A 12,777-nucleotide genomic window follows, 5' to 3' on the forward strand; every position below is an offset into this window, starting at 1 on the left:
CGGCGTCATTCGCCCGTCATTCGGCGAGTTCGCCGTCCTTCGCGGGAAAGAACAGGTCCTTCAGGCTCGCGATCTGCGAGGGCTCGGCGCGGTAGACGACGCCGTCCTTCATCACGAAGCGGACCTTCTCCAGCGCGTTGATGTCGGCGATCGGATCGCCCGACACGGCGATGATGTCGGCCAGGAAGTCGGGGCGGATCTGCCCCAGCTTGTCCTGCACGCCGATCGCCTCCGCGCCGTTCATCGTCGCCGCCTTGATCGTCTCGTTGGTGGGCACCCCGCTCGCGACGAACAGCTTGAGTTCGAGCAGGCTGGTCTCGCGCGCGCTGACGCCCATGTCGGTGCCGGTCGCCAGCTTGATGCCGTCGCGCCAGGCCCGGCCCGGCGTGCCGCGCATCCATTCGGAGGTCTGCATCGCCCGCTTCCAGTCCTCCGGCGTCATCCGGTTGCGGAAGCTCTGCATCATCCGCATGCCATAGTCGGCGACCGACGCGGTCGGCACCAGGATCGCGCCCTTCTCCTTGAACAGGCGGACCGATTCCCTGTCGTAATAGGCGCCGTGCTCGATCGTGTGGGCGCCGCGCTTCAGCGCCTCGTTGATGCCGGCGATGCTGTGGGCATGGGCGGCGACGGGGCGCTTGAGCTGGCGGGCCGCCTCGAAGATCGCGTCGAGTTCCTCGGCGGTGAACTGGACCGGCGAGTCCGCCTCGCCGGTGTCGTCGCGCGCGCCGCCCGAGGTCACGATCTTGATCAGGTCGGCGCCGTAGCCGACCTCGAGCCGGACGCGGCGGCGGCAGCTCTCCACGCCGTCGCAGCCATTCTCGCCCTGGTGGATCGCATGGGCGACCTCCGGAAGCACGACCGGATCGGCGCCATGGCCCGAGGTGCGCGCGATGATGTCGCCGGACAGATAGAGGCGCGGGCCGGGGATCTGCCCCTTGTCGATCGCGCGGCGCAGCGAGAAGCCGTTGCCGTTGTTGCCGACGTCGCGGACGGTGGTGAAGCCGCGTTCGAGCATGCGGCGCATCTGCCGCGCCGAATGGAGCACCACCTCGGTATCGGGAATGGTGACCGACTGCATCGTCAGGTCCATGTCCTGCAACCCGCTCAGGTGCATGTGGACGTCCATCATGCCCGGCAGGACGAATTTGTCGGAGAGATCGACCAGCCGCGCGTCGCCGCCGATCGTCGCGGGGTCGACGAAGCCGGGGCGGATCTCGACGATGCGGTTGCCGCGCACCAGGATCGTCTGCTTCTCCAGCGGCGGCTTGCCCGGCGTCGCCAGCAGCTTGCCGGCATGGATGACGACGGTCGGCAGCGCCTGCTCGGCGCTCGCCTCGGCCTGTTGGGCGACGGCGGGCGCGGCGCCGCCGACGAGGACGGCGGCGGCCAGGATCGTCGCGCTGAGCAGGTGGCGGCAGGTCTTCATCGATCGGTCTCCGTCAGTTGGCGGCCCTGGGCGCGAGATAGTCGAGCGCCAGCATGGCCATGGTGCGGACGCCGACCTTCATCGCGTCCTCGTTGAGCATGAAGTCGGGCGAATGGAGATCGCCCGCGGCGACGTTGCCGACACCGGGCGCGTTGACGCCCAGGAAGAAGAACAGCCCCGGTATCCTGCTCTGGTAATGGGCGAAGTCCTCCGAGCCCATGACGAGCTCCATAGTCCTCAACCCGTCGCCGGCGGCGCGGCGCAGGGTCGGCTCCATGCGCTCCGTCAGCGCGACGTCGTTATAGACCGGCGGCGCATAGCTTTGCACGTCGACATCGGCCCTGGCCCCCGCCGCTGCCGCGACGTCGGTCGCGGTGCGCCTGACCCGTTCGATGATGTCGGTGCGCATCGCCGCGTCGAAGGTGCGGATCGTGCCTTCCATCTCGACCGTCTCGGGGACGATGTTGCTGGCGGTGCCGCCCTGGATGCGGCCGATCGTGATCACCGCGGGCGCGGTGGTGACGTTGATCTGGCGCGCCGGGATCATCTGCAACGCGGTGATGATCTGCGCGGAGGTGACGACCGGGTCGATGCCATGCCAGGGCTGCGCGCCATGCGCCTGCTTGCCGGTGACCTTGATGGTCAGCCGGTCGGCGCTCGCCATGGTGCCGCGCGCGCGATAGGAGATGGTGCCCGCCTCGCCCGGCCAGACATGCTGGCCGAAGATCGCCTCGGGCGTGTAGGCGCCGGACAGCGCGCCTTCCTTCAGGATCAGCGCGGCGCCGCCCTCCTCGCCCGGAGGTGCGCCTTCCTCGGCCGGCTGGAAGACGAATATTATGGTGCCGGCGATGCGGTCGCGCATCCCCGACAGCACCTCGGCCACGCCCATCATCATCGCGGTGTGCGCGTCATGGCCGCAGGCGTGCATGACGCCGACCGTCTCGTCGCCGCGCTTCGCCTTGACGGTCGACGCGAAGGGAAGCCCGGTCCGCTCGGTCACGGGCAGCGCGTCCATGTCGGCGCGCAGCGCGATCACCGGCCCCGGCCGGCTGCCCCTGAGCACGCCGATCACGCCGGTATGGGCGACGCCGGTCCGCACCTCGTCGAATTTGAGCTTCCTGAGGTGCGCCGCGACCAGCGCCGAGGTGCGGACCTCGCGATTGCCCAGTTCGGGATGCTGGTGGATGTCGCGCCGCCAGGCGACGACCCTCTTCTCGACCGCGGCGACGCGCGCGTCGAGATCGGTATCGGGCGTGTCGGCCGCGACGGACGGCGCCGCCGCGAACAGGGAAAGCGCCACCGCCAGCAGGGAAATCGAACGCACCACGGTCTCCACAAGCTCTGAAAAGGGAGAAGGCCCGCCTGGGGAGGCGGGCCTTCAGGGGGGGGCCTTAGAAGTCGATGCCCAGGCGGGCGCCCACCGTGCGCGGACGGTTGGCCAGCACGACGTGCGGATCGTTGATCGTGTTGAACACGGTCAGCTCGGCCGCCTTGTCGAACAGGTTGTTGATGAACAGGTCCAGCTTGAACTGGTCCCAGCTGATCCGCGCGCGGGTATCGACCAGCGTGTAGCCGCGCGAGGGCTGGTTGAACTCGGTGTAATAGGTCGTCTCGATCTTGCCGGTGCGGCTGGCCGAGAAGCCGACGCTCGCGTCCACCTTGTCGCTGATCGCGAAGGCCTGATCCGCCGAGAGGCTGAGATTATACTTCGGCACATAGGCGAGGTTGCTGCCCTTGAGCGCGGCGGCGCCCAGCGACGGCACGTCCTTCGCCAGCTTGGCGTCGGTGTAGTTGCCGGCGAACTGCACGGTCAGGCCCGGCGCGGGCTTGACGAGCAGGTCGGCCTCGACGCCCTTCGAGCGGGCGGCGGTGCCGGGGATGTTGCCGACGCCCGAGAAGGCGCCGCCCGGACCGAAGCGCTGCTCGCTCTGGAGCCCCTTCAGGTCGATGCGATAGGCCGCGACGTTGAACACGACGTCGCCGCCGGCCCAGCTCGTCTTGGCGCCGATCTCATAGTTCGCCGTGGTGTCGGGGTCGTACTGCGGCGGCACGCCCGAGAAGGACGAGGCGTTGGTGCCGCCCGAGCGATAGCCCTCGGCATATTGTGCGTAGAGCAACACGTCCGACGTGACCTTGTACGAGACGAGGCCCTTGAAGATCACGTCCTCGTTCTTCGCCTTGGCGGAGGTGGTGCCCGGCGCGCCGAGCCCGAAGAAGGGCACGATCGTGTTGGCGACCAGGTCGCGCTTGGTGCGGAACCAGCGGGCGCCGCCGGTGACCGAAAGCTGCTCGGTGATGTCGTAGGTCAGCTCGCCGAACACCGCGAAGTCCTTCGTCTTGTCGAAGAAGTTGCGGCGCGAGATCAGCGGCTGCGAGAAGTCCGGACGGCCCGAGATCGGATCGACGACGGTGGTGTTGGTCTCGAAGTCGTTGTCGCGGTTCGAGTAGAAGATGCCGCCGACGCCGTTCAGCGGACCGTCGAACTTGGTCGCCATGCGGGCCTCGATCGTCCACATCTTCGACTTCTGCGGCGAATAGGACAGGCTGCCGATCGGCACCGTCACCGGCGGGAATTCGCCGATCCGCTGCAGATATTCGAAGTAGCGGAAGGACGGGCCGTTATCGACATAGTCGAGAACGTCGCGCTTGAAATAGGAGCCCGCGATCGTGACGGTCGACCAGTCGAGGTCGCGGTCGGCGGTCAGCGCGAAGATGTTGATCTTGTCGCTGCGGGTCTCGCGGCCGATCTGCGAGGTGGCGCGACGGCCGATCGCCGGGAAGAAATTGTCGCCGATCGTCACGTCATAGGGACGCGTATAGGCGCGGCCGCCGGTGCGCAGGTTCTGGTAGAAATATTGGCCGACGATGTTGGTCTGCTCGTCGGGCTTGAAGGTCACGCTGACGCGCGCGCCGTCGCGCTTGGTGTCGTTGAAGTCCTTCTCGTTGCGATAGACGTTGTCGACCCAGCCCGAATAATCCTCCGAATAGCCGACGGCGCGGATCGCGAGCACGTCCTGCACGATCGGCACGTTGACCATGCCGCGGATGCCGTAGTTGGTGCCGCCGTCCCTGGTGGTCGACAGCTCGCCCTGGGCCGAACCCTCGAACCGGTCGACGCGCGCCTTGTTGGTGACGAAGCGGATCACGCCGGCCTGCGAATTGGAGCCGTAGAGCGTGCCCTGCGGGCCGCGCAGCACCTCGATCTGCTGGACGTCGTAGAGCTGCAGGTCGGGCTGGCGGTCGCCGAAGCTGGTCGCCGCGCCGCCGATGCCGGTCATCGGGATATTGTCGTAATAGAGCGCGGTCTGCGCCTCGCCCGCCGCGTTGATGCCGCGGATGATGTAGCGCTTGTCGCCCGCGCCGCTGTCGACGAAGTTCAGGCCGGCGACGCTGCGCGCGAAATCGGCGAACTCGGCGACGCCGCGCGCTTCGAGCTGCTGCTGGCCGACCACCGCGATCGAGGTCGGGACGTCCTGGAGCTGCACATTGCCGCGCTTCAGCGCGGTGACGACGATCTCTTCGGCCGGCGCGGCTTCCTCGGCGAGCAGCGGCGATGCGAGCATCGTGCCGGCGAGGAGAAGCGCGACACCCTTGGTGATCCTGTACGGGCCCGTTTGCATATCGATTAACCCCTTCCTTGGTGACCTGTCCCATCGCTCGACACGATGGACGGCTTGGAATTTCTGCCCTGCGGCGCCGCCGAACGACCTTTCGCGAGTCGCCGCTGGAAATAATTTAACATGTTATATGTTAGTCGCAAGCGGATCGTGACGCCGATGTGAAGAAACCGTTATGGTTGTATTTTTGTCACACCTCGTACCGCTACGGCACCTCAGCCGCGCGGCGGCGTCTCTTCCAGCTCGGCCAGGCGCCGGCCGAACTGGCGCAATCCGATGAGCAGCAGCAGGAAGGCGATCGGCGCGGTGATGCCCGACGCCAGCGACAGCGAGTAGCGCAGCGCATGTTCGTCCTGGAACAGATAGTCGCTGAACAATGCCGGCAGGATCGGGCCGAGCGAGACGCCGATGATGCCGACCGTGAACATGAACACCGCACCGAGCTGCGCGCGCAGCGCCGCCGGCGCGACCATCTGGATCGCGGTCGGGATCAGCACCGGCGTGAAGCCGCCGAAGAATTTGAGCGGCAGCAGCAGCACCCCCATCAGGAAACCGTTGGGCGCGAGCGGCATCAGCACCGCCGGCAGCGCGATCCCCGCCGCCGCATAGGCGGTCAGCCGCAGGCAGGCGTCGGCGCGGCCCTCGCGGATCATCCGGCTCGACCACCAGCCCGCCGCGAGCATGCCGGCCGGCCCGGCGATCAGCGACGCCGCGCCGTTGACCAGGCCGGTCTGCTGCGGGCCCCAGCCCCAGGTGCGGATGAACAGCTCGGGGAACCAGGCGTCGGCATAGCTCATCACCGAGAACATCGCCGAGCCGAGGAACAGCGACACCGACATCAGCGGATAGGAGGCGAGGAAGCGCCAGATGCGCGCGGGGGAGAAGCCGGTCTGATCGGCATCCGCCTGCTCGGCGGCGCGCACGCTGCGCTTCGGCTCGGTCAGCGTCGCGACCCACAGCGCCACCAGCAGGCCGGGCAGGCCGACCACCAGGAAGACGACGTGCCACGACCGCATCGCGCCGAGCAGCGGCAGGACGATGTCGGGATGATGCTCGATCGCGCCGACCACGGTCCCGCCGATGATCATCGCCGTGCCCGCGCCGATATAGATGCCGACCGTGTAGATGCTCATCGCCTTGGGCAGGCGCGTCTTGTCGAACAGGTCCGACAGCATCGAATAGGCCGACGGCGACAGCGTCGCCTCCCCCACCCCGACGCCGATCCGGGCGAGCAGCAGTTGCGGGAAGGTCCGCGCGAGGCCCGACATCGCGGTCATCAGGCTCCACAGCGCGATGCCGCCGCTGATGATCCACTTGCGCGGGTAGCGATCGGCCATCCAGCCGATCGGCAGGCCCATCACCGTGTAGAAGATGCCGAACGCGCCGCCGGTCAGCAGCGCGAACTGCACGTCGGTGATGCCGAGGTCCGCCTTGATCGGCCCGACCATCAGGTTGAGGATCTGACGGTCGAGGAAGGAGAAGGTATAGGCCAGCATCAGGATGGCGGTCGTGTACCAGCCATAGGCATAGCCGGGCTGCGTCCCCTGCGAGACCGCCTTCTCCTCTCCGTTGCCGCCCATCGTCACCTCATTGTCGCGCAAGATGCTTGTCCTTCGATCAGATCGCGGCCGGCTCGCCCAGCGGATTCGGCGGCGGCGGCGAGGCCGGCGGCACGAACGGATGGATCAGCGCCCAGGGGCTGGGCATCTCGCCCACCCGCACCGCGATCAGCATCGGGCCGCCCTTCGCCTTCGCCGCGACCAGACGCTCCTCCAGCGCCTCCGGCGTGTCCACCTCGGCCGAGGGGATGCCATAAGCGGCGGCGAGCGTCGCATAGTCGGGATTGATCAGGTCGGTCGCGAACTCGACGCCGAAGGTGCGCTTCTGGATGCGCTGGACGTTGCCGAACTTGCCGTCGACGAACACGACGATGCTGATGTCGAGCTGGTCGCGCGCGACGGTCGACAGTTCCTGGATGCCCCAGCCGAAGCCGCCATCGCCGCTGATCGAGACGGTGCGCCGCCCGCGATTGCCGTGCGCGGCGCCGAGCGCGGTGTTGAAGCCGTAGCCCAGGCTCCCCTGATAGCCCGGCGTCACGAAGCTGCGCGGCGCGAGGATCGGGAAGGCGATGTTCGAATAATAGCCGAGCTGGGTGAGCTCACTGACGAGGATGTCGTCGTCGGCCATCGACGCCCGCAGCGCGCGCATGAAGCCGTGCTGCGGCTGGATCGCCGAAATCTGCCCGTCGCACCATTGCTTGACCAACGCGACCTGCTCGGCACGCGAGGGGCGCTCCTGCGCCGGCAGCGCGGCGAGGATGCCCTCGACGCCGAGGCGGACGTCGCCCTGGATGGCGAGGCCCGGCTGGCGCGGCGCGGCCATATGGTCGGCCGCGACGTTGAGATAGATGAAGCGGGTGCCCTCGGCGCTGTGCGTCGGCTTCGCCACCGCATCGACGAAGCGGCTGCCCGCGACCAGCACGACGTCGGCATGGGGCAGCACCGACCGGCCGCCGAGCGAGACCAGCGCGAGCGGATGCGCGTCCGACAGCGTACCGCGCCCGCCCTCGGTCATCACCACCGGCGCCTGGAGCGCCTCGGCCAGCGCCTGGACCGCGTCGCCCGCGCCCGCCGCCGCCGCGCCGCCGCCGGCATAGATCACCGGGAAGCGCGCCTCGGCCAGCAACATCGCCGCCTCCGTCACCGCGTCCTGCGGCGGCGCCAGCGGCGCGGCCTCGGCGCGCGGCAGGATCGCGACCTCGGCGCGGCCCTGCAAAATGTCGGGCGGCAGCTCGATCGCGACCGGGCGCGGATGGCCCGAGCGCAGCTCGACGAACGCCTGGTGGACGATCGCGGGCACGTCCTCGACGCGCCGCGCGATGCCGTGCCACTTGGTCAGCGACTTGAGGATGCCGCTCTGGTCGGGGATCTCGTGGAGCATGCCGAAGCCCTTGCCGATCGTCGGCGACGGAATCTGCCCGGCGACGAACAGCACCCGCGAGCTGCAAGCGTAAGCGGTCGACAGGCCCGCCAGCGCGTTGAGCATGCCGGGGCCCGGCACCACCATGCAGACGCCCTCGCGGCCGGTGGTGCGGGCATAGCCGTCGGCCATGTAGGAGGCCGCCTGCTCGTGGCGGGTGACGACGAAGTTGATCCGGTTCGCCGCGACGCGCAGCGGCTCGACTGCCCAGTCGAGCTGGACGCCGGGAATGCCGAAGACGTCGACGACGCCTTCCTCGATCAGCTGGGCGACGAACGCCTCGCCCCCCGTCATTTCCTTCGGAGAATATTCACCCACCACGGGACTCCATGCTGCACCGTCCGACATCAGGCGACCGCCGCTTTCTTCGCGTCGGCGCGGACGTCGTCCAGCTTTTCGAAAAATATGTCGTTCTCGCGCGCGGTGCCGACCGAGACGCGGATCCAGTCGACCAGGCCGCTGCCCGCGACCGGGCGCACGATCACCCCGCGCCGCATCAGCGCCTGCGCCGTCGCCGGGCCGGCGCCGGTGCGCGCAAGGACGAAATTGCCGAACGAGGGGACATGCTCGATGCCGAGCGCCGCGAAGCGCTCCTCCATCCGCTGCCGCTCGGCCGCGTTCTCGCGGCGGCCGCGCTCGACGAACTCTGCGTCGCCGAGCGCGGCGATCGCCGCCGCCTGGGCCGGCGCGCCGACCGAGAAGGGAAGCTGGAGCCGGCGCAGCAGGCCGAGCAGCTCGGGATCGCCGATGCCGTAGCCGACGCGCAGCGCGGCGAGGCCGTGGACCTTGGAGAAGGTCCGCATCACCAGCAGGTTGCGGCGGCGCGCGAACAGGCGGGCGATGTCGGGCTGCTGCTCGGGCGGCAGGAATTCGCGATAGGCCTCGTCGAGGACCAGCAGCACATGCGGCGGCAGCGCCTCGACGAAGCGTTCGAGATCGGCGGTCGGGACGACCGTGCCGGTCGGGTTGTTCGGCGTCGCGAGGTAGATCAGGTGGACCCGATCGTCGACCGCCGCGAGCATCGCGTCGAGATCGGCCTGCCAGCCGCGGACCGGCACGACGACCGCCTCCGCGCCGACCGATCCGATCGCGCCCTCATAGGCCTGGAAGGCATATTGCGGGATGACGGCCTTGCGGTCGCCGTCGAGGAAGGCACGCGCCACCAGCGAGATCAGCTCGCTCGATCCGGCGGCGGGCAGGACATGGGTGGCGGGGACGCCGAGATGCGCGGCGAGCGCCTGCTTGAGCGCATAGCAGTCGAAATCGGGGTAGAGATGCGTCTCGGCCGCCGCCGTGGCGAGCGCCTCGGTCGCCCGGGGCGAGCAGCCGAGCGGGTTCTCGTTCGAGGCGAGCTTGACGATCGCAGCGGGATCGAGCCCGAACTCGCGCGCCACCGCGTCGATCGGGCGACCCGGCGGATAAGGGGGGATCGACGCGACATGCGCCAGGGGGAAACCGAAATCGCTCATCCATTGCTCCCGCGATCCTGGTCCGCCGCTGCGGCGCCGGTGATCGCCTTCAGGTTGAAATATTCCTCGAGGCCGTAGCGGCCATATTCGCGGCCGATGCCCGACTGGCCGACCCCGCCGAACGGCGCCTCCATGTCGAGCATCGCGCCGTTGATCATCACCTGCCCGGTGCGCAGCCGCGCCGCGACCCGCTCAGCGCGCGCCGGATCGGCCGACCAGACGCCGCCCGACAGGCCATAGGCGCTGTCGTTGGCGATCGCGATCGCGTCCTCCTCGCCGTCATGGTCGAGGATGACGAGGACCGGGCCGAACACCTCCTCGCGCGCGATCTCCATGGCGGGCGTGACGCCCGACAGGACGGTCGCGGCGAACCAGGCGCCCTTTTCGAAACCCTCGGGCGCGGCGGTCCCGCCGATCAGCGCGGTCGCCCCGCCCTCCAGCGCGCGGGCGACCATCGCCGCGACCCGCTCGCGCTGGCGCAGCGAGGAGAGCGGGCCGAGCCGCGTCGCGGGCTGCTCGGGATCGCCGGGCCGCCATCGCGCGGCGGCCTCCACCGCCAGCGCCTCGACCGCGGCCCGCTTCGCGCGCGGCACAATCAGCCGGGTCAGCGCGGCGCAGGTCTGCCCGCCGTTGACGAAGCACTGGCCGATCGCCTGCGGCACCGCGACCGACAGGTCCGCGTCGTCGAGCAGGATGTTGGCCGATTTGCCGCCCAGTTCGAGCGCGACCTTCTTGAGGTCGCGGCCCGCCTGCGCGCCGATATGGCGGCCGGCGGCGGTCGATCCGGTGAAGCTGACCATGTCGACCTGCGGGTGCGCGACCAGCGCCGCGCCGGTCTCGGCCGCGCCGAACAGCATGTTGAAGACGCCGGCAGGAAAGCCGCAGCCCTCGACCAGCTCGGCGAAGATGCGCGCGTCGAGCGGGGTGATCTCGCTCGGCTTGAGGACGACGGTGCAGCCGGCGGCCAGCGCGGGGACGACCTTCGCGGCGATCTGGTGCAGCGGGAAGTTCCACGGCGTGATCGCCGCGACCACCCCGGCCGGATCGCGCAGGATGCGCGACCGCGCGGTGCGCTCCTCCTCCAGCGCCGCCATCGCCGCGATGGTGACGTCGAAGGTCCGCAGCGGCAGGCCGATCTGCGCGGCGCGCGAGAAGCCGATCGGGGTTCCCATCTGCCGGGTGATCAGCAGCGCCAGTTCGTCGCCGCGCGCCGCCAGCGCCTCGCGCAGCGCGGAGAGCCGCGCCAGCCGGTCGGCCACCGGGGTCGCCGCCCAGCCGGGCAACGCCGCCCGCGCCGCCGCCACCGCCCGGTCGACGTCGTCGGCGGTGCAGCAGGGCGCTTCGCCGATCACCGCGCCATTGGCCGGATTGACCACCGGAATCGGCGGATTGGCCGTCGCCTCGATCCAGGCGCCGCCCGCCAGATAGGTGCGGGCGTCAGCCATGGGCGGCGTCCGCGACGACCTCGGTTCCCGCCGCGAGGGCGACGAGGCCGGCCGCGTCGGCGAAGGTGGTGCCGATCGGATCGCCACCCTCCGCCACCCGCTTGACCTGCTCGCGATAGAGGCGGCGCAGCATGCCGATGCCGCGATCGGAGCTGACGAGATGCTCCTCCGAATGGAGGGTGATCGGGCCCTGGCTGACCTGCGCCTCATAGTCGCCCGGGAAATCGCGATGCTCCGCCTCGGTCAGCTCCTGCCAGAGCTTGCCGTTGAAGTGCGAGCGGATCGTCCTGAGCGTGCCCGCCTGGGTGACGCGGCCGGCCGAATAGATGCGGAAGCTGGTGTCGTCGATCGGCAGCACCCAGCCGAGCAGCGAGCAGGGCCCGTCGACCGTCGCGCGCGGGCTGGCGACCGCGCGGATCGTCGGCAGCACCGCCTCGGTGATCCGGCGATGGACCTTGCCCTCGCCCAGGTCGCGGATCTGGGTGCTCTGGATGCCGCGCGGGCTCTCCTCGAAGCGGACCTTGGGCATCAGGCCCATGCGCTCGTTGAACTGCACGCCGCTGAACGAGCCGTGCAGGATCGGCACGTGGAACGGGTCCATGACATTCTCATAATGCTGCAGCCAGTTGCACGGCACGATCACCGGGCCGCCGCTGCCGATGCTGGTGTCGTCGGCCTCGATGAACTCGCCCGGCCCCAGTTCCTCCAGCACATTGTAGCGCGGCAGCACCGGCTTGCGATCGAGCGGGCCGAGATAGGCGAAGATCAGCCCGTACAGTTCCTCGACCGGATAGGCCGGCTGCTGCACCTTCGCGCAGGCCCGCCCGCCGCCATTGGGCTCGCACGGCTGCTCCAGGCAGTTGCCGTCGACGTCGAACAGCCAGCCATGATAGCAGCAGCGTATCCCCCGCTCCTCGGTCCGCCCGTAGAGCAGCGAGGCGCCCCGATGCGCGCAGCGCGGATGGAGCAGGCCGGGGCGCCCGGCATGGTCGCGGAACAGGATCAGGTCCTCGCCCAGCACGCGGATCTGGCGCGGGGTCTGGGTCGCGTCCTCGACCAGGCCGACCGGGTGCCAGTAGCGGCGCAGCAATTCGCCCATCGGCGTTCCGCGGGTGACGAGGGTCAGCGACTCGTCATAGGACGGCGAGGTCAGATCATAAGCGCTTCGCATTACATCCTGTTTCCCGTAGGCGGGCGATCATAGGCCCAGAAAATAATTTAACGTGTTATGTATCTTTCCGACGCCACTTGCAAGACCCGTCGAGATTCGGCGTCCGGAGACCTTCCGGCGCTTGACTTGGGGCGGGTCGGCATCAGGATGACGGTCAGGGTAGCGGGGTGATGGATATGAGGAATTCGGCGGAGCTGCTCTACGGGCAGGATGGTCCGGACCAGCGCGCGTCGGACGTCTATCGCGCCCTGCCGGTCAAGCTGCACCAGACGCGGGAGGCGTTCGCCAACGCCTTCCGCCCGATCTTCCTCCAATATGACCTGACCGACCCGCAATGGCGGGTGCTGCGCATCCTCGGCGCGGTGGAGGAGATCGACACGGCGGCGCTGGCGAAGCGATCGCTGCTGCTCGGGCCGAGCCTGTCGCGCATCCTGCGCGACCTGCACGAACGCTCGCTGATCAGCCGCCGGACCAGCGAGGACGATGCGCGGCGTTTCTTCCACGCGATCACCGCCGAGGGGCGATCGCTGATCGACAAGATCACGCCCCGCTTCACGCCCCTCTACGAGCGCATCGCGGAGCAGATGGGCGAGGACGAGATCGCGACCCTCAACGGCCTGCTCGACAAGGTCGCCGCGATCGTCTCGGCCGCCGGGGACTGACGCCG

9 protein-coding genes are annotated in these 12,777 nt (G+C 69.2%); 1 reads left to right on the plus strand and 8 read right to left on the minus strand.

Annotation, left to right across the window (positions count from 1 at the left end; genetic code table 11):
• Positions 1-16: 16 nt before the first annotated feature.
• From HRJ34_RS10220 to HRJ34_RS10255, 8 genes are all read right to left on the minus strand, one after another.
• Positions 17-1,429 (minus strand): amidohydrolase family protein, encoded by a 1,413-nt coding sequence (locus tag HRJ34_RS10220; protein WP_208634007.1) that lies wholly within the window; start codon positions 1,427-1,429, stop codon positions 17-19.
• A gap of 13 nt (positions 1,430-1,442) precedes the next feature.
• Positions 1,443-2,753: an amidohydrolase gene (locus tag HRJ34_RS10225; protein ID WP_226949132.1), complete on the minus strand. Its 1,311-nt coding sequence runs from the start codon at positions 2,751-2,753 to the stop codon at positions 1,443-1,445.
• A 67-nt stretch (positions 2,754-2,820) separates the two neighbouring features.
• Complete coding sequence (locus tag HRJ34_RS10230; RefSeq protein WP_012050480.1) at positions 2,821-5,049, minus strand: TonB-dependent receptor; 2,229 nt, start codon at positions 5,047-5,049, stop codon at positions 2,821-2,823.
• A 212-nt stretch (positions 5,050-5,261) separates the two neighbouring features.
• Positions 5,262-6,647: a spinster family MFS transporter gene (locus HRJ34_RS10235; protein WP_226949133.1), complete on the minus strand. Its 1,386-nt coding sequence runs from the start codon at positions 6,645-6,647 to the stop codon at positions 5,262-5,264.
• 16 nt (positions 6,648-6,663) lie between these two features.
• A complete protein-coding gene (locus HRJ34_RS10240) occupies positions 6,664-8,343 on the minus strand; it encodes a thiamine pyrophosphate-binding protein (protein WP_226949134.1) in 1,680 nt (559 codons plus the stop codon).
• 29 nt (positions 8,344-8,372) lie between these two features.
• Positions 8,373-9,494, minus strand: a complete 1,122-nt coding sequence (hisC, locus tag HRJ34_RS10245; RefSeq protein WP_208634010.1) for a histidinol-phosphate transaminase — start codon at positions 9,492-9,494, stop codon at positions 8,373-8,375.
• Positions 9,491-10,939: an aldehyde dehydrogenase family protein gene (locus HRJ34_RS10250; RefSeq protein ID WP_208634011.1), complete on the minus strand. Its 1,449-nt coding sequence runs from the start codon at positions 10,937-10,939 to the stop codon at positions 9,491-9,493. The genes hisC and HRJ34_RS10250 overlap by 4 nt, the downstream gene beginning before the upstream one ends.
• The gene (locus HRJ34_RS10255) at positions 10,932-12,110 is read right to left on the minus strand and encodes an aromatic ring-hydroxylating dioxygenase subunit alpha (RefSeq protein ID WP_208634012.1); all 1,179 of its coding nucleotides are present in this window, start codon (positions 12,108-12,110) and stop codon (positions 10,932-10,934) included. Before HRJ34_RS10255 ends, HRJ34_RS10250 begins: the two co-directional genes overlap by 8 nt.
• A gap of 176 nt (positions 12,111-12,286) precedes the next feature.
• Here HRJ34_RS10255 and HRJ34_RS10260 point away from each other — a divergent pair, with 176 nt between their 5' ends.
• Positions 12,287-12,772 carry a MarR family transcriptional regulator gene (locus HRJ34_RS10260; RefSeq protein WP_012050474.1) on the plus strand — a complete coding sequence of 162 codons (486 nt, stop codon included), beginning with the start codon at positions 12,287-12,289 and terminating at the stop codon, positions 12,770-12,772.
• Positions 12,773-12,777 lie beyond the last annotated feature (5 nt).

The sequence above is a fragment of the Rhizorhabdus wittichii genome (assembly GCF_017607425.1).
Lineage (GTDB): Bacteria > Pseudomonadota > Alphaproteobacteria > Sphingomonadales > Sphingomonadaceae > Rhizorhabdus > Rhizorhabdus wittichii.

What these genes read in the sequence shown, in the direction of transcription:
- HRJ34_RS10230 (WP_012050480.1), bottom strand. Translation starts at nt 5,049, where the DNA reads ATGCAAACGGGCCCGTACAGGATCACCAAGGGTGTCGCGCTTCTCCTC.
- HRJ34_RS10220 (WP_208634007.1), bottom strand. Translation starts at nt 1,429, where the DNA reads ATGAAGACCTGCCGCCACCTGCTCAGCGCGACGATCCTGGCCGCCGCC.
- HRJ34_RS10255 (WP_208634012.1), bottom strand. Translation starts at nt 12,110, where the DNA reads ATGCGAAGCGCTTATGATCTGACCTCGCCGTCCTATGACGAGTCGCTG.
- hisC (WP_208634010.1), bottom strand. Translation starts at nt 9,494, where the DNA reads ATGAGCGATTTCGGTTTCCCCCTGGCGCATGTCGCGTCGATCCCCCCT.
- HRJ34_RS10260 (WP_012050474.1), top strand. Translation starts at nt 12,287, where the DNA reads ATGAGGAATTCGGCGGAGCTGCTCTACGGGCAGGATGGTCCGGACCAG.
- HRJ34_RS10250 (WP_208634011.1), bottom strand. Translation starts at nt 10,939, where the DNA reads ATGGCTGACGCCCGCACCTATCTGGCGGGCGGCGCCTGGATCGAGGCG.